Here is a 17,049-nt window from a genome sequence, read left to right on the forward strand (position 1 = left end):
AGGGACTAAAGTTCCTCGTGGGGCAGACCGGCCGGATGCATCTGCCCTGCGATCGTCCAGATCGCATGTAAACCTACTTCGACGTAGAAGGACACTAGCCCGTGGACCTGTTTGAATATCAGGCGCGCGATATGTTTGAGGCGCACGGTGTACCCGTGCTTGCCGGAATCGTGGCGCACACTCCTGAAGAAGCCAAAGCTGCTGCTGAGAAGATCGGCGGCGTTGTAGTCGTCAAGGCGCAGGTCAAGGTTGGTGGCCGAGGCAAGGCCGGCGGCGTGAAGGTTGCCAAGACTGCCGATGAAGCTTTCGAGCACGCATCCAACATCCTGGGCATGGACATCAAGGGCCACACGGTCAACACCGTGATGATTGCCCAGGGTGCCGACATTGCTGAGGAATACTACTTCTCGGTCCTGCTGGACCGCGCAAACCGCAACTACCTGGCCATGTGCTCGGTTGAGGGCGGCATGGAGATCGAGCAGCTGGCCGTGGAGCGTCCCGACGCCCTCGCCCGCGTTGCCGTTGATCCCGCCGTCGGCATCGACTCCGCAAAGGCCGCAGAGATCGTCGACGCCGCCGGGTTCGCCCCCGAGCTGCGCGAAGGCGTCATGAACGCCATCATCAAGCTGTGGGACGTCTTCACCAAGGAAGACGCCACCCTCGTAGAGGTCAACCCGCTGGTGAAGACCGGCAGCGGTGAGATCCTGGCCCTCGACGGCAAGGTCTCCCTGGACGAAAACGCCGACTTCCGCCAGCCCGGCCACGCCGCCCTGGAAGACAAGGACGCCGCGGATCCGCTCGAGGCCAAGGCCAAGGAAAACGACCTTAACTACGTCAAGCTGGACGGCGAAGTAGGCATCATCGGCAACGGCGCCGGCCTGGTTATGTCCACGCTCGACGTCGTCGCCTACGCCGGCGAAAAGCACGGCAACGTGAAGCCCGCCAACTTCCTGGACATCGGCGGCGGAGCCTCCGCCTCCGTCATGGCTGCCGGTCTGGATGTCATCCTGAATGACGCCCAGGTCAAGTCCGTGTTCGTGAATGTCTTCGGCGGCATCACCGCCTGTGACGCCGTGGCCAACGGCATCGTCAAGGCCCTGGAAATCCTGGGCGACGAAGCCAACAAGCCGCTGGTCGTCCGTCTCGACGGCAACAACGTCGAGGAAGGCCGCCGCATCCTTGCCGAGGCCAACCACCCGCTGGTCACCCTGGCCACCACCATGGACGAAGGCGCCGACAAGGCCGCCGAGCTCGCTCACGCCGCTCGCTAACCGAGCCTGTCGAAACCTAGAAGAGAGAACTCACCTATGTCTATCTACTTGAACAAGGACTCCAAGGTCATCGTTCAGGGCATCACCGGCGGCGAAGGCACCAAGCACACCGCCCTGATGCTCAAGGCCGGCACCCAGGTTGTCGGCGGCGTCAACGCCCGCAAGGCCGGCACCACCGTCACCCACGGTGACGTTGAGCTGCCCGTCTTCGGCACCGTTGCCGAGGCCATCGACAAGACCGACGCCGACGTCTCCATCGTCTTCGTGCCGCCGGCCTTCACCAAGGACGCCGTCATGGAAGCGATCGACGCCGGCATCGGCCTCGTCGTCGTAATCACCGAAGGCGTTCCGGTCCAGGATTCCGCCGAGTTCTGGGCCCACGCCCAGTCCAAGGTGGACGCTGACGGCAACCAGGTCACCCGCATCATCGGCCCGAACTGCCCCGGCATCATCACCCCCGGTGAAGCACTGGTCGGCATCACGCCCGCCAACATCACCGGCAAGGGTCCGATCGGCCTGGTCTCCAAGTCCGGCACCCTGACCTACCAGATGATGTACGAGCTGCGCGACCTCGGCTTCTCCACCGCCATCGGCATCGGCGGCGACCCGGTTATCGGCACCACCCACATCGACGCCCTGGCGGCGTTCGAAGCGGATCCCGAGACCAAGGCCATCGTGATGATCGGTGAAATCGGCGGCGACGCCGAAGAGCGTGCCGCAGAGTTCATCAAGGCCAATGTCACGAAGCCGGTCGTCGGCTACGTGGCCGGTTTCACGGCTCCCGAAGGCAAGACCATGGGCCACGCCGGCGCCATCGTCTCCGGTTCCGCCGGAACCGCCCAGGCCAAGAAGGAAGCCCTCGAGGCTGCAGGCGTCAAGGTCGGCAAGACGCCGTCCGAGACCGCTACGCTGCTGCGCGAAGTCTACGCAGCCCTCTAGGTCCGTACCAGCACGCCCCCGTCCACCGGAATCATATGGTGGACGGGGGTTTTGTGCGTCCCAGAAGAAAGACGGAAATGTCCACCTCAGTTTCAAACGGCTCTGCCCCGAAAGCCGGCCCGCACCGGCGGGCGCTGCGCCGTGCTTCCTGGATCGTTACCCTCGGCGGTTTCCTGTTCGGTTATGACACCGGCGTCATTAACGGCGCGCTGCCGTACATGCAGGACGATCTGGGGCTTACCCCGTTCACCGAGGGCCTGATTACCTCCAGCCTGCTCTTCGGCGCGGCCTTCGGCGGAGCCATCTCCGGGAAACTGACGGACAGGTACGGCCGGCGCCGGATCCTGATGGCCCTCGCCGTCGTCTTCCTGCTGGGCACCCTCGGCACCTCCCTGGCCCCGACGATCGCCGTGATGGTGCTGTCCCGGATTGTGCTCGGCCTGGCCGTGGGCGGCGCCTCGGCGCTCGTCCCCGTGTTCCTCGCCGAGCTTGCCCCGGCGGAACGCCGCGGACAAATGGTGACCCGGGACCAGCTGATGATTGTGACGGGCCAGCTGGTCGCCTTTGTGGCCAACGCGGTCATCGGCAACATCTGGGGTGAAGACCAGGGCGTGTGGCGCTGGATGCTGGTGGTTGCCACCCTGCCGGCCATTGCCCTGTGGATCGGCATCGCGTTCGTTCCGGAGAGCCCCCGCTGGCTCGCCTCGAAGGGGCGCTTTGCGGAAACCCTCGCCGCCCTCCAGCGGATCCGTAGCGCCGACGACGCACAGGCCGAATACAGCGAAGTGCGAGGCCTTGCGGAAAAGGAGTCGGCCCAGGCAGGAACGCTGCGCGACTTCGCCGAGCCGTGGCTGCGGCGGGTACTCCTGATCGGCATGGGCCTGTCCGTGGTCCAGCAGATCACCGGCGTTAACGCCATCATGTACTACGGCACGCAGATCCTGGCGGACGCCGGGTTCGGCACCGAAGCGGCCCTCACGGCCAACATTGCCAACGGTGTGGTCTCCGTGGCGGCCGCCATCGTCGGCATTTGGCTGCTGGGCCGGGTCCGCCGTCGGCACATGCTGATGACCGGCCTGATCGGCACCGGCTCGTCGCTGCTGCTGATTGGCCTGGTGTCGATCTTCGTCACCGAAGGCACCGTCCGCGGTTACCTCATCCTGGCCCTGACGGTCACGTTCCTGGCCTTCCAGCAGGGCGCAGTGTCGCCGGTGACCTGGCTGATGCTCTCGGAAATCTTCCCGCTGAAGGTCCGCGGGCTGGGCATCGGGCTGTCCGTCTTCGTCCAGTGGATGACCAACTTCGCCGTCGGCTTCTCCTTCCCGATCCTGATGGATGCCATCGGCATTTCGAAGACGTTCTTTATCTTCGTGGTGCTGGGAGTGCTGGCGCTGGCCTTCGTCCGCCGCTATGTCCCGGAGACCCGGGGCCAGAGCCTGGAACAGGTGGAAGAACACCTCCGGGCGGTCGGCAGCAAGTAGAAACCGTGCACAGAGAAGGGACCCTGCCGCTGGCAGGGTCCCTTCTCTGTGTTTAGGGCCTAGTTACGGGATCACCGGGTAACTGGCGATCGTCGGCACAGCGACCGACGCTTCGAAGCTCGTCAGCGCCGTAGCCTTGGGCAGCGCATAGACGGACGTCGCGGGCGTGATCTGTAGGACCAGCCGGGTAGCCGGACCCACGGTGTAGGAAACCTCCTCCAGCGGAACCGTCAGGGTGTGTGACTGCCCGTCCAGGATGAGGGGCACCGGTGTGACCTGGTTGCCCAGGACCAGGGAAGACCGGGACCGGTCGATGATCTGGGCATAGACATGGGTGTTCGCCTGCCGGGCCGACCCGCGGTACGTGAGCGTCAGCTGCGGGGCGCCGAAGGCCGACGTCGTTACGGCGGGTGCGGTGATGGGAACGTTGACTGCCACCGGCGCGACGGTGGCCGCGACGACGGCTCCGCTGACGGCGGCGGGGGACAGGATGATTGAACCCTTTCCCGTACCGTTCAGGGTGCCATTGGCCTGTGGGTAGCCCGGTGCTCCGCGGGTCACGCCGGCCTGGTCGATGAACTGGAACGCAGCCCCGGTATCGACCGGTTCATTCCGCAGGTAGCGGGCAAACCAGTTAAGTACGGCGGGGGTGATCCGGTCCGGACCGGCAGTGGAATTGCACAGCCCGTGTCCGCCGCAGAACTGCAGCATCTTGGTGGGGGTGCCGGTGCCGCGGATGAGCTCGTAGTTGCGGGTGGCCTCGTTCAGGGTGAAGAGGGTGTCCGCCGTGCCCTGGATGATCAGGGTGGGAGCCGTGATGGAGGTGAACAGCGAGTCCGGTGTCAGGGACTCGAAGTACGCGATCGACTCGGCGCTGAGCTGGTTCGGGTACGTCAGACCCTCCCGGCAGGCCTTTCGGACCGGGGCTGCCAGGGCGCCCTGGTTCCCCACCAGGGAACCCAGCTGTCCCAACGCGGTTCCCTCGGCACACAGCAGGGCGCCCCAGCCGCTCTTGAAGGAGCCTGCCTTGTAGAGGCTGGTGGTGAGGTCGTTCCAGGCAATGGTCGGGGTGATGGCGTCCACCCGCTGGTCCTGCGAGGCGAGGACAAACTGGATGCCTCCGCCGTAGGAGGCGCCGGCCATGCCCAGGACGGGATCTCCGGGGGAGTCCAGGCTCGCTTCGGGCTGGGCCGCAATGTAGTCGATGATCGCCGAGCCGTCCCGGCCCTCATAAGCAGGGTTGTTTACATACGCCTCGCCCCCGCTGAGGCCGAAGCCGCGCGGGTCCCAGGTCACCACGTTGTAGCCGGCGTCCCGCAGGGGAGCGATGCCGATGGAACCGATCAGCGTGCTGGTGGTTGATGACGGAATCCGTCCGCCCGGGAGCCCGAACCCTGGGCCCACCATGACCGTCGGTGCTTTCTGTCCGGCAGTGAGGCCCGTGGCCGGGAAGAAATTCGTATGGATAGGTGTGCCGTCGAAACTGGTGACCACGACGTCGGTGCGGATGGCTGGTGCGGCCGGTGCGGCTGGTGATGGTGCGGCGACGGCGGGAGCCGCCACCAGGGAGGTGCCCAACAGGGCGGCGGACGCCGCCAGAGTGCCCAGAAGTTTCCTCATAATGACCTCATTGTCGAAAGAGGGGAATTAGTTACCGTGCGGTAACTTTCCGCAGGCTATGAGGAGGGAGACCCGGGGTGCAAGGGCGCTGGGGAAAATGTCGCCCGACGGGTGCGGATTACGTGGGGAACTCTTGTGCCTGGCCAGTCGCTGGGGTAAAAGCCTGCCGGAATCGCGAACCTAGCGCAGACAGGTCCCCGCACGGATGTCCGTGCGGGGACCTGCTGGTTACTGCTTCTGCCGTGCCGGTGGAACTGCGTGCGGTCCGGAGCTACACGTCCAGAACTACAGCCGGTCCGGTGTGCTCTTTCCGGTGCCGGTTCCAGGTGCGGAATCGCCGGCACGAACTCCGGCCGCCTCGGGGACGTCGTCGTGCTCTGTGGTGTGCAGGTCGAAGGACGAACCGTGCTCCTCGACGCCGGACTGGATGGCCCGGTCGACCACGGAAACAGCCAGCCGCCGCCGCAGCGAGAGGGGATCCTTCGCCAGATCCTTCGCCAGGGCAATCGTCATCAGGAGCATCACGACGGCGAACGGCAGCGCGGCCACAATCGTGATCCGCTGCAGGCCATCCAGGGCTTCGGCAGGATCATCGCCGCCGGCCAGCAGCATCACTGCGGCCACGGCGCCGGTAAGGACACCCCAGAAAATGACGACGCCGCGGGACGGGTGCTCGGCACCGTTGGAGCTCAGCGACGCCATGATGATGGAGGCCGAATCCGCTCCGGTCACGAAGAAGATGGCGACCAGGACCATGGCGAGGATACCCACTCCTGCGGCCAGCAGGTTGGGCATGGGGAGGGCGGCAATCAGGTCGAACAGCGAGCCGTCGAAATCAATGGTGGGTTCGCCGTCGACCATTGTGGTGAGTCCGGCTGAACCGCTGGCCGCCGCGTCGCGCTGGATTCCGATCGCGGCGCCGCCGAAGATGGAGAACCAGACCACGCTGACTACGAAAGGAACTGCCAGGACGCCGGTGACGAACTGGCGGATGGTGCGGCCCCGGCTGATGCGGGCAATGAACATACCGACGAACGGCGTCCAGGACAGCCACCAGGCCCAGTAGAAGATGGTCCAGCTGGAGAGCCAGGCGCGCATGGATTCGTCGCCTGCCACCTCGGTGCGGGAGGCCATCGAGGCCATATTGGCGGCGTAGTCGCCGATGGCTGCCGGGATGACGTTGAGGATGAAGAGCGTCGGCCCCACAACGAAAACGATGGCGGCCAGCACCAGCGCGAGGACCATGTTGATGTTGGACAGCCACTGGATGCCGCGGGAAATGCCCGAAACGGCGGATGCCACGAAGCAACCGGTGAGGATCGCGACGATCGCAACCAGGACGGTGGTTCCCGCGGTCCCGAGGAAACCAACGGACTGCAGGCCGCTGCCGATCTGCAGGGCGCCGAGGCCCAGCGAAGCGGCGGTACCGAAGAGGGTGGCGAAAATGGCAAAGATGTTGAGTACCTTGCCCAGCGGTCCCTCCACCCGCTTCACGCCGAAGAGTGACGTGAAGGCCGAGGAGATCAGCTGGCGGCGGCCAAGGCGGTAGGTGCCGTAGGCCATGGCAACGCCGACGACGGCGTACATGGCCCACGGATGCAGGCCCCAATGGAACAGGGACGTGCCCATGGCGGTCTGCAGCGCTTCGGGGGTCTGGCCCTCAACGGTGCCGGGGGGAGGGGAGATGTAGTAGAACAGGGGCTCGGCCGCGCCGTAGAACATCAGACCGATGCCCATGCCGGCGGCGAACATCATGGAGATCCAGGAAACCGTCTTGAACTGCGGCTCTTCACCGTCCTGGCCCAGGGGGATCTTTCCGTACCGGCCCACGGCCAGCCAGATCACGTACGCCACGAGGAACGAGGCAAGGAGCACAAAGAACCAGCCCGCGTTAGTGATAACCCAGTCCAGTGCCGTGGTGGAGACGGAGGAGAGGTTGTCCCTCCCGAAGAAGCCCCAGGCAATGAAGGCGAGTGCAAGGACACCGGTGACGGCGAAGATCACTTTATCGAGCTTCGCCGGCACGCCGCGCCGGAGTGCTTCTTCCTGCTCGCGCTGCCCCTCGATCATCTGCTGGACGAGTGCTTCTTCCTGCTCCACGATGGGCATCGATGAAGTGGAGGGATCCGCAACGGAGGTGGAGCTGGTGGCGGGTACCGGCGGGGCGGGGGTGTCAGCAGCGTGCTTCCCGACGTCGCGCGTTGGACCTTCTGTGGTAGCCATAGGCCTTCCTTATGTCAGCGCAAAAGGGTCCCGGGTCTGGTGTGGACCCGGGCAGGCAGAATGGCAGTTCCTCTTTATTTGAGCGTGCAACGGACCTGAAACGGTCCGCCGGAATCTATAAAGTAACGCTGCCGTGCTTCTGCGTCCCTTTACATAATTCGCAAGTGTGTTGCTTCCAGACTCGCGGCCTGCGGCACGCCAAGTCAAATTGGCTTTTAGGCTCCACGGGGCCTAGAGCGCGGTTGTTCCGAAGAGCATTCCCAGCAGATATGTGGCGGCAGCAGCGCCGAATCCGATCGCCAGCTGGCGCAGCGCGCGCTTCAGCGGGGAGCCACCCGAGAGCAGGCCGACGACGGTGCCGGTGGTCAGCAGCGCCAGTCCCACCAGGACGCAGGAAAGGACGACGGCGGTCATCCCCGTCAGGCCGAACAGGTAGGGGAGGACGGGAATGACGGCGCCGGATGCGAAGAAGCAGAAGCTGGACGCCGCAGCCCCGAGGCCCGTCCCGACGGATTCGTGTTCATCGCGTGTGGTGTCCGCGTCGGCTTCGGGGTTAAGGGAGAAGCTAGGATCGCAGTCGCAGCTGTAGAGACCCATCCGCTCGGCAGCACGGTGTTCGGCGGCCTCCCGCGTCATGCCGCGCGCTCGGTAGACCAGCACCAGCTCGTTGGCATCGATGTCCAGCGATTTCGCAGCCGAAAGCGTGATCTGGGTGGGACGGGACGCATCCAGCAGCTCACGCTGGGACCGGACCGAGACATACTCTCCCGCACCCATGGACAACGCCCCGGACAGCAGGCCGGCCAGGCCGCTGATCAGGATGAATGTACTGGATACCCCTGTGGCCCCAATGCCCATAATGAGGGCCAGATTGCTGACCAGCCCGTCATTGGCCCCGAACACCGCCGCGCGGAAGTTTCCCGACAGGCGGGTCCGCCCCCGGGTCGCGAGTCCGCGGATCACTTCCTCGTGGATCTGTTCATCGGCGGCCATGGCGCTGGGGACATGGGGATCATGGGCGTAGGGGGAGCGGCTCTCGGCACGCTGCGCCAACGCCAGGACGAACACGGAGCCAAAGCGCCGGGCGAGCAGCCCGAGGAGACGGTTACGGAAGGAAGCGCGTGTCCTGCGTCCGGCGTCGTCGCCCAGCAGTGTGCGCCAGTACGCTTCATGGCGGCCCTCCGCCTCGGCCAGCGCGAGCAGGATGTCGCGTTCCTCGCCGTCGCGGCGTTCGGCCAGATACCGGTAGGTTGCCGCTTCCGCCTGCTCATCGGCAAGGTATTGCCGCCAGCGCTTTATCTCGGCAGGGGTCGGCACGCTGGAGTCGCTGGATGCGGGCTCCGGCAGGGATTGGGGGTTCACGGTACTCCTGACAGGGACCGGAAAGGGGAATCCGGTCAGTTTGAACACAGCTTAAACACAGCTCTTCTGACCGAAGGTCTCGCTCGCCCGCGGCTGGTGCCGGCGGGTGGACTGCCGGGACGCCGCAGCGTCCAGTATGTCGACAGGCCTCGGCTTGGAATGGACTCGTATCGTCACTCAAATAGTCACGCTCATGGTCCCGCCGGAGCTACTCCCCTTCGCGTGTCCCAGTGTAGTCGAATCCGCCGGTCGGATCGGCGGATCCGCCGGGGCGCGGTTGGAGGCGGGGACGTGCTGGCTTAAGTCAATGACGGGCAGGCGCTAAAGTCATTTCGTGAGCAAAAACTACCCTCTTCCGGATCCGAACCGCCCGTGGACCCGCCACTACAGCGAGGGAGTACTGGAAGGCTTTACCCTTCCGGACGAATCCCTCGTCGACGTCGTGGAGAGGTCCGTCCGCAACCACCGGTCCAAGCCCGCCCTGCAGTTCTTCGGTGCCACCACTTCCTATGGGGAATTGGGAGACCAGATCCGCCGTGCCGCGGCGGGATTGTTGAAGCTCGGTGTCCGTAAAGGCGACCGGGTGGCGCTCGCGCTGCCCAACTCGCCCCAGCATGTGGTGGCGTTCTACGCAGTGCTGCGCCTAGGCGCAGTGGTGGTGGAACACAACCCCCTCTATACGGACCGTGAACTCCGCCACCAGTTCGAGGACCATGGCGCCACTGTGGCGATCGTCTGGGACAAGATCGTGGAGAACATCCAAAAGCTTCCCGCAGACATCCCGGTCCGGACCATTGTCTCCGTGGAACTGATCCCGGCCATGCCGCTGGTGAACCGGCTGGCCTTGAAGCTTCCCGTCCCGGCGCTGCGGGAGGCGCGGGCAGCCCTCTCGGCTGCCAAACACCCGCCCCGCCGCCCGCGGAAACTGGTCCGCTGGCAGGACCTGCTGGACAACCGTCCGCTGCGCAGCCGCCACCCCCGGCCTGAACCCGAAGATCTGGCGGCCATCCAGTACACGAGCGGCACCACCGCCGATCCCAAGGGCGCGATGCTCACGCACGCGAACCTCGTGGCCAACGCGGCACAGGGGCGCGCCTGGGTCCCCGGGCTGAAGCCCGGTCACGAAACCTTCTACGCCGTGCTGCCCATGTTCCACGCCTACGGACTGACACTGTGCCTCACCACCGCCATCAGCCTGGGCGCCCGGATTGTGCTGTTCCCCAAGTTCGACGTCGATATGACGCTCAAGGCGATGAAGAAGACACCCGCCACCTTCCTGCCCGCCGTGCCGCCCATCTATGAGCGTTTGGCAGCAGGAGCGGCGGAACGGGGTATTTCCCTTCAGGGTGTCCACGCCGCCATTTCCGGTGGCATGAACCTTCCGCCCCGGACGGTGGAGCTGTGGGAAAAGGCCACCGGCGGGCTCCTGATCGAAGGCTACGGCCTCACCGAAACGTCGCCGATTTCCCTGGGTAACCCCTTTGCGGCGTCGAGGAAGCCGGGAACGGTGGGCGTTCCCTTCCCGATGGTCGACATCCGGGTGGTGGACCCCGAACACCCCACCGTTGAGGTGCCCAAGGGAAACCGCGGAGAACTGCTGATCAAGGGACCCCAGGTTTTTCAGGGCTATTGGAACAAGCCCCGCGAAACCGAGGCGGTACTGCTCGACGGCGGCTGGTTCCGGACCGGTGACATTGTCACGGTGGATGAGGATGACTTCGTCACCATTGTCGACCGGATCAAGGAGCTGATCATTACGGGCGGCTTCAACGTTTCCCCGTCCGAGGTGGAAAATGCCCTGAAGCGCCACGAGTCCGTGGACGACGTCGCCGTCGTCGGCCTGCTCCGCTCCGGCGGCGGGGAAGACGTAGTGGCCGCGGTGGTCCCCAAGGCAGGATCCCGCTTCAACGCCGAAGAGCTGCGCGCCTTCGTGCGCAAGGAATTGGCCGCCTACAAGGTTCCCCGCCGGATCGTGGAGATCCAGGAGCTGCCCAAGTCCCTGATTGGCAAGGTGCTGCGCCGGCATGTCCGCGACAGCCTGCAGGACAACGGTGCCGGACCGGGCGCTGACGGCGCCGCCGAGAAGATTTCCCCAACCCTCCAGACCAAACCCTGAGCAGGAAAGAGCGAACATGAGCGCATCAAGCCCCGACAGGGCCGAACGGCACACCGAACCGGAGCATGCGAGACCCGGCCGCTATTGGAGTGGTGCCCTCGGCCATGCCGGGCAGCGTTCAGCCCAGATCCTGCTGATCCTGCTGCTGGTCTCGGTCACGGTCTACGGGCTGCTCCAGGTCACCCTGGTGGTGATCCCGGTGCTCCTGGCGCTGATCCTGGGGGCGGCGATTGCGCCGTTCGTGAACTGGCTGCGCCGCAAGGGCTGGCCCAGTGCCCTGGCCACGGGATTGTCCTTCCTGCTCCTGCTCGCCATCTTCGGTGGCCTGATAACCGGGATCGCGTTCGCTATCCGCAGCGAATGGGACGACCTGGTGGACCAGGCCGTCGCGGGCTTCGACAAGCTCTATGACTTCGTGCTCAACGGGCCGCTTCCCGTGGATGACGAGATGCTCGGCAATGCACGCGACAGCGTGATCGACTTCGCGACCAGCAGCACGGTCAGCAGCGGTGCCATTGCCGGTATCTCCGCCGCGACCTCGTTCGCTACCGGATTCCTGCTGATGGCCGTAGTGCTGTTCTACTTCCTCAAGGACGGCGACCGTATCTGGGCGTTCTTCCTGCGGCTGTTCCCCGCCGGTGACCGGCGGGACAAGGCCCGGCTCTCCGGCTTCCGAGTGATGGAGGTCCTCGGCGGCTACGTCCGCGGCACGGCCATTGTGGCGCTGGTTGATTCGGTGTGCATCGGTGCGGCGCTGTTCATCCTGCAGGTTCCGCTGGCACTGCCCCTGACGGTGATTGTTTTTGTTGGTTCCTTCATCCCGCTGGTCGGTGCCACGGCGGCCGGTGTCTTCGCCGCCCTGATCGCGTTGGTGGCCAACGGGCCGGTGGTGGCCCTGATTGTGATCATTGTGATCATTGCGGTCAACCAGCTCGAGGGCAACTTCCTGCAGCCGGTGGTGATGGGCAAGTCCCTGAGCATCCACGCCCTGGTGATCCTGCTCGCCCTGACCGCCGGAACCATCCTGGCCGGCATTGTCGGCGCCATCCTGGCTGTCCCGATTGCCGCCGTCGGCTGGGCCGTCATCAAGGTCTGGACCGGGGAGGACGACGGCGAGGATCTCGACGCGAAGGAGATCCCGGACCCCAAGGACCAGCCCGAAATGGAATCCCTCGACAAGTAAAGTACGGGACTTCCAAGGGGCCGGCACCTCATCCGCTTCGACGGATGAGGTGCCGGCCTCCGCTTTTCCCTCCGGCTGACCAGGTCCCGCAGAGCGTGGGACGGCGGTGACAGGGCTGGGCTGCCTACACCCCGGCGGCAGGTCCGCTGGTCAGTCGCTGCAGGTAGTCCACGGCTCCGGTGATATCCCGCCCGGAGGACCGGTAGCCTACATAGCCGTCCGGACGGATGACCAGGAGTTCGGCCCGGCGGGAGCTCAAGCCCAGCCGGTGGAACGCCAGGCCGCTGACGTCCTTGATGATGCCCGGAGCGTTGGCAATCAGGCTGCTGCCAACGGTGAGGTACTGGACATTAAGCAGACCGGCGAGCCCGGGCAGAGCGGCATGGAGCTGGGGAACCGCGTCCTGGGGCCAGCCGGGGCCGGTGAGCAGGACGGAGAAGCCCGGCATGGACACCAGGTCCTGCAGGCGGCGTTCCCGGTCCTGGTAAATCACATCGGCGTCGGGCAGGCGGTCACCCGGCTGCGGTCCGCTGGCCAGGAGCGCCGGCCGGTGGGAGGGCCCGGATTCGACAATGCTGCTGCCGCGGTAGTTGACGTTCAGCTGGGCCATGGTCCGGAAGAGCCGAGCGCGGAGTCCGTCCCAGCCCATGGCCTTCGGGGCCAGTGCCGGCAGGAGTTTGGTGCGGGGGAGTTTCTTCAGCCCGTTGCGGCTGGTGGCCAGCCGGAAAATGCGGTCCGTCGAGGACACGACTTCCTGGTCCACCGGCCGGCGCTCGGCGTGGTAGCTGTCGACCAATTCATCGCTGGCGAGGCCACGGGCGCCAAGCGCGAGTTTCCAGCCCAGGTTCAAGGCATCCTGGATCCCAGTATTCATCCCCTGTGCGGCAACGGGGGAGTGGACATGGGCGGCGTCCCCGGCCAGGAAGACGGAACCCCGCTGGAAGTATTCGGCCATCTGATGCGACAGGCGGAAGGTGCTGATCCAGCGCGGGTCGTGCACCTTGAGGGCGCCATGCGCAAAGGTGTCGGCCAGTCCCTGCAGTGTTTCGAGGTTAGCGGGTTTGTGCGGCGGTTTGATGGAGATCATCCGCCATGTGGCGGTGCCGCCGAGCGGGAACAGGAAAAGGAAGCCGTCCTCGGTGGGGTAGGAGTGCACGGCGTCCGGCTCCGCACCCTCGATTTCGACGTCCGCCAGGATGAAAGTCTCGGGGTAGGCTCCGCCACGCCAATCCATGCCGGCCTTGGCCCGGACGGTGCTCTCGGCACCGTCTGCCCCAACCACATAGCGGGCACGGATACGCTCGATGCCCCGGTCCATCCGCTGGATCTTGGCTTCCATACCGGCAAACGGATCCTCGGGATCCAGGCGTTCAAGGTCCTGGAGCTCGGCACCGCGTTCGATGCGTACCCGGCGGGAAAGCAGATGCTGGGTGAGGATGCGTTCGGTTTCCGTCTGGGACAGGAACAGCAGCTGCTGGAAGGCGGAGTCCTCGAGTCCGGTGTCGAAGAGATCGACTTCCAGCGTTTCCTCCGGCAGATGGAGGTGCAGTTCGCGGGCGGGCCGCCCGGCGGACACCAGCTCGCCGCTGATCCCGAAGGGCCGCAGTGCTTCCAGGGTGCGCGGCTGGATGGCGATGGCCCGCGATTCGGTGCCCGGCGTCTGCCGCCGGTCAATAATGCGGAAACTGGCGCCGAACGCTGCCAGCTGGGCGGCCAGAGCCAGGCCCGTAGGCCCGGCACCCACGATCAGGACATCGACGTCGTAGTTAGGGTCTTCGCTGTTATCGTGGGCCGCCATGCCCTCAGCCTAGTCTTGACCCCAACCGCAGTTCCACTTTAGCTTTCGACTACACCTCTGGTTACCCCACGTAACCCCCCGACGGCGGACGACGATGCCCGCCCTGGATCCGGAGACAGCGCCCATGGATGAGACTCCCCGCGTGAACGCCAACGGCCGCTTGGGGCCGGTGGATGCCGCACAGGTCCCGCGGTACGCCGGGGCAGCCACATTCGCCCGGCTGCCCCGCCTGGACCAGGTGGAACGGGCGGACGTTGCCGTGGTGGGGGTGCCGTTCGACAGCGGAGTGTCCTATCGTCCCGGGGCGCGGTTCGGCGGCAACCACGTCCGGGAAGCCAGCCGGCTGCTGCGTCCGTATCACCCGGCGCTGGACGCGTCGCCGTTCGAAAACCTGCAGGTGGCCGATGCCGGGGACATGGCAGTGAATCCCTTTAACATCAGTGAAGCCATCGACACAGTGCAGCAGAACGCCCTGGGTCTGACCGGACACGGCACCAAGCTGCTGACTCTGGGTGGGGACCACACCATCGCCCTGCCCCTGCTGCGCGCGGCGGCCGAACGGGCCGGGTCCCCGGTGGCACTGCTGCACTTCGACGCGCACCTGGACACCTGGGACACCTACTTCGGTGCCGCCTACACACACGGCACGCCGTTCCGCCGGGCGGTCGAGGAAGGCATCCTGGACACGGACGCCATGTCCCATGTGGGCACCCGTGGCCCGCTCTATGGGAAGAAGGACCTGGCGGATGACCGGCGTTTCGGTTTCGGCATCCTCACCTCCTCCGACGTTTTCCGGCAGGGCGTGGACGAGGTCGTGGCGAAGCTGCGCGACCGCATCGGCACCCGGCCGCTGTACATCTCCGTGGACATCGACGTCCTGGACCCGGCACACGCCCCGGGGACCGGCACCCCGGAGGCCGGCGGCATCACCAGCCGCGAGCTGTTGGAGATCCTGCGCGGGCTGCGTGGGCTGAACCTGGTGGGCGCCGACGTCGTCGAGGTTGCCCCGGCCTATGACCATGCGGACATTACCGCGGTGGCCGCCTCGCATGTTGCCTACGACCTGATCACCCTGATGGGACTGTCCGCATGAGCGGTGAGTCCAGCGCCTCCGATGCCTTCTCCGGGACAGGCCCCGTCCGTAACGGCGGAGACCTGGTGGTGGAAACACTTGAAGCCCTCGGTGCCAGCAAGGTTTTCGGCATTCCCGGCCAGCACGCGCTGGGGCTCTTTGACGCACTGTCCCGTTCCCGGCTCGATTTCATCTCCTCCCGGGTGGAAAACAACTCCGCGTTTGCGGCCGACGGCTTCTCCCGGGCCACGGGACAGGTGGGGGTGCTCTTCCTCTCCACCGGCCCCGGCGCCCTGACCGCCCTGTCCGGACTGCAGGAGGCCTATGCCACCGGGGTGCCGATGATCGTGGTCGCCAGCCAGATCCCCCTGGACGGGCTGGGCGCGCGGCGCCGGGGGATGCTGCACCAGCTGGATGACCAGAAGGCCTCGGCAGCGAATGTCACCAAGAGCCAGCGGCTCATCCAGCATGCCTCCGGTATCCCTTCGGCCATCCAGGATGCCTGGACCGAGGCCATTTCCTCGCCTGCGGGACCGGTCTGGATCGAGATTCCGCAGAACGTGCTGCTTCACCCCGTGCTGGTTCCCGCGGTGGAAGACGCGCTCGCGGAGCCGTTCGACAATCCGCCGCGCAGCGAGCTGGTCAAGGAGGCCGTGCGCTGGCTGGAAGCAGCGCGGCGTCCGGCGGTGATCGCCGGGGGAGGGGTGCGCCGCAGCGGCGCCGAGGCCCCGCTGCTATCGATTGCGGAGAAACTGCACGCGCCGGTCATCTCGACGCCGGGCGGCAACGGCGCCTTCCCCTGGAACCATCGGCTATCACTGCAGGCCTGGATGGAAGACCGGTATATGACGGAGGTGCTCGAGGATGCCGATGTCCTGGTGGTCATCGGTTCGTCGCTGGGGGAAGTGACGTCCAATTACTTCACGATGGCACCCCGCGGCCGGATCATCCAGATCGACGCCGAACCCCGCGTCCTGGAATCGAACCGTCCCGCCCTCGGTATCCGTGCCGACGCCCGGCAGGCGCTGGATGCCCTCGACGAGGTCCTCCGGCCGGCGGAACGCCTCCCCGACTGGCACGGGCAGGGCGCCGAGGAGCTGGTGGCCGGTGCACTGGCACGGGTACAGGCCCGGCTGGATGCCCAGGACCTCGACATGGAGCGCCGCTTTATGGCGGACATCCGAGCCGCAGTGCCGGACGGTATGCAGACCTACTGGGACATGACCATCGCCGCCTACTGGGCGTGGAGCTGCTGGGACTCGAAGGCAGGCCGGTTCCACTCCGCCCAGGGAGCCGGCGGCCTGGGTTACGGCTACCCGGGGGCGATCGGAGGTGCGGTGGGCCTGGGGGAGCGGGTGCTCGCCGTGTCCGGCGACGGGTCGGCCATGTACTCCATTGCCGAACTGGCCACGGCCCGGCAGCATAACCTTCCGGTGACCTGGCTGATTGTCGACGACGGCGGCTACGGCATCCTTCGCGAATACATGGAGGACGCCTTCGGCAAGGCCACGGCCACGGAGCTGGCCCGTCCGGACTTCGTGAAGCTTGCGGAATCATTCGGCGTGCCGGCCCGGCGCTGCGCCCCCGTGGACATCCGCCCTGCCTTGGAGGAGTCCTTCACTGCCGAGGGGCCCAATGTGGTTGTGGTTGAAGCGAGGATAGGGCTCTTCGCTCCCACGCATCTTGTCTGACGGGGATTGGGGGGCGGACCCCGACGCGCCCGCCGCTGCGGTTGCCCCGGCGGACGCCGAAATTGACGGAATGTGGGCCGCGTTTTATGCCTCCGGTCCAATTCCGTTCGGGCTGACCGGTGTGGTGACCTCCCTGGTTGCACCGCTCTCAGCCGCCGGCTGCCCGGTGTTCGTCGTTTCGACTTTCGACGGCGACATCCTCATGGTTCCCGCGCCGCAGTACGGCCAGGCCCGCGACGTACTGCAGGCGGCAGGCCACACGCTTCGCTAGGACTGTTTAGTTAGTTGACCTA

General features: G+C 65.9%; 12 protein-coding genes. 8 read left to right on the plus strand and 4 right to left on the minus strand.

From position 1 onward, the window contains the following. Positions 1-101: 101 nt before the first annotated feature. The 3 genes from sucC to QNO10_RS02715 all read left to right on the plus strand — a co-directional run bounded on the left by sucC (position 102) and on the right by QNO10_RS02715 (position 3,691). A complete protein-coding gene (gene sucC / locus QNO10_RS02705; protein ID WP_229949233.1) occupies positions 102-1,271 on the plus strand; it encodes an ADP-forming succinate--CoA ligase subunit beta in 1,170 nt (389 codons plus the stop codon). A gap of 36 nt (positions 1,272-1,307) precedes the next feature. After that, positions 1,308-2,210 (plus strand): succinate--CoA ligase subunit alpha, encoded by a 903-nt coding sequence (sucD, locus tag QNO10_RS02710; protein ID WP_227905829.1) that lies wholly within the window; start codon positions 1,308-1,310, stop codon positions 2,208-2,210. A 77-nt stretch (positions 2,211-2,287) separates the two neighbouring features. Next, positions 2,288-3,691, plus strand: a complete 1,404-nt coding sequence (locus QNO10_RS02715) for a sugar porter family MFS transporter (protein WP_229949235.1) — start codon at positions 2,288-2,290, stop codon at positions 3,689-3,691. A gap of 63 nt (positions 3,692-3,754) precedes the next feature. Here QNO10_RS02715 and QNO10_RS02720 read toward each other — a convergent pair whose 3' ends face one another. From QNO10_RS02720 to QNO10_RS02730, 3 genes are all read right to left on the minus strand, one after another. Then, positions 3,755-5,311, minus strand: coding sequence for an alpha/beta hydrolase family protein (locus tag QNO10_RS02720; RefSeq protein WP_229949252.1), 1,557 nt, complete (start codon positions 5,309-5,311; stop codon positions 3,755-3,757). 285 nt (positions 5,312-5,596) lie between these two features. Next, positions 5,597-7,381 carry a BCCT family transporter gene (locus tag QNO10_RS02725; RefSeq protein ID WP_229949728.1) on the minus strand — a complete coding sequence of 595 codons (1,785 nt, stop codon included), beginning with the start codon at positions 7,379-7,381 and terminating at the stop codon, positions 5,597-5,599. 384 nt (positions 7,382-7,765) lie between these two features. After that, positions 7,766-8,896 (minus strand): VIT1/CCC1 transporter family protein, encoded by a 1,131-nt coding sequence (locus tag QNO10_RS02730; protein WP_229949253.1) that lies wholly within the window; start codon positions 8,894-8,896, stop codon positions 7,766-7,768. Positions 8,897-9,230: 334 nt separating this feature from the next. Here QNO10_RS02730 and QNO10_RS02735 point away from each other — a divergent pair, with 334 nt between their 5' ends. Both QNO10_RS02735 and QNO10_RS02740 read left to right on the plus strand, forming a co-directional pair. After that, positions 9,231-11,012 carry a long-chain-fatty-acid--CoA ligase gene (locus QNO10_RS02735; RefSeq protein ID WP_283995888.1) on the plus strand — a complete coding sequence of 594 codons (1,782 nt, stop codon included), beginning with the start codon at positions 9,231-9,233 and terminating at the stop codon, positions 11,010-11,012. 16 nt (positions 11,013-11,028) lie between these two features. Next, on the plus strand, positions 11,029-12,195 hold the full coding sequence (locus QNO10_RS02740; protein WP_229949255.1) for an AI-2E family transporter: 1,167 nt from the start codon (positions 11,029-11,031) through the stop codon (positions 12,193-12,195). A gap of 124 nt (positions 12,196-12,319) precedes the next feature. On the opposite strand, the gene QNO10_RS02745 is transcribed toward QNO10_RS02740, so the two are convergent. Then, on the minus strand, positions 12,320-13,993 hold the full coding sequence (locus QNO10_RS02745; RefSeq protein ID WP_229949257.1) for an FAD-dependent monooxygenase: 1,674 nt from the start codon (positions 13,991-13,993) through the stop codon (positions 12,320-12,322). 124 nt (positions 13,994-14,117) lie between these two features. Between QNO10_RS02745 and speB the strand changes: the two genes are divergently transcribed. From speB to QNO10_RS02760, 3 genes are read left to right on the plus strand one after another with little or no spacing between them, the layout of a single operon-like run. Next, positions 14,118-15,086, plus strand: coding sequence for an agmatinase (gene speB / locus QNO10_RS02750; protein WP_229949259.1), 969 nt, complete (start codon positions 14,118-14,120; stop codon positions 15,084-15,086). Continuing rightward, complete coding sequence (locus QNO10_RS02755; protein ID WP_229949260.1) at positions 15,083-16,756, plus strand: thiamine pyrophosphate-binding protein; 1,674 nt, start codon at positions 15,083-15,085, stop codon at positions 16,754-16,756. Before speB ends, QNO10_RS02755 begins: the two co-directional genes overlap by 4 nt. Then, positions 16,749-17,027, plus strand: coding sequence for an ACT domain-containing protein (locus QNO10_RS02760; RefSeq protein ID WP_229949261.1), 279 nt, complete (start codon positions 16,749-16,751; stop codon positions 17,025-17,027). The genes QNO10_RS02755 and QNO10_RS02760 overlap by 8 nt, the downstream gene beginning before the upstream one ends. Positions 17,028-17,049 lie beyond the last annotated feature (22 nt).

Origin of the sequence: Arthrobacter sp. zg-Y919 (assembly GCF_030142045.1) — a bacterium.
Taxonomy (GTDB): domain Bacteria; phylum Actinomycetota; class Actinomycetes; order Actinomycetales; family Micrococcaceae; genus Arthrobacter_B.

Excerpts from the sequence above, each read along its gene's own strand:
- sucD (WP_227905829.1), top strand. The coding sequence starts at position 1,308 with ATGTCTATCTACTTGAACAAGGACTCCAAGGTCATCGTTCAGGGCATC.
- QNO10_RS02715 (WP_229949235.1), top strand. The coding sequence starts at position 2,288 with ATGTCCACCTCAGTTTCAAACGGCTCTGCCCCGAAAGCCGGCCCGCAC.
- QNO10_RS02720 (WP_229949252.1), bottom strand. The coding sequence starts at position 5,311 with ATGAGGAAACTTCTGGGCACTCTGGCGGCGTCCGCCGCCCTGTTGGGC.
- QNO10_RS02725 (WP_229949728.1), bottom strand. The coding sequence starts at position 7,381 with ATGATCGAGGGGCAGCGCGAGCAGGAAGAAGCACTCCGGCGCGGCGTG.
- QNO10_RS02740 (WP_229949255.1), top strand. The coding sequence starts at position 11,029 with ATGAGCGCATCAAGCCCCGACAGGGCCGAACGGCACACCGAACCGGAG.
- QNO10_RS02745 (WP_229949257.1), bottom strand. The coding sequence starts at position 13,993 with ATGGCGGCCCACGATAACAGCGAAGACCCTAACTACGACGTCGATGTC.
- speB (WP_229949259.1), top strand. The coding sequence starts at position 14,118 with ATGGATGAGACTCCCCGCGTGAACGCCAACGGCCGCTTGGGGCCGGTG.
- QNO10_RS02755 (WP_229949260.1), top strand. The coding sequence starts at position 15,083 with ATGAGCGGTGAGTCCAGCGCCTCCGATGCCTTCTCCGGGACAGGCCCC.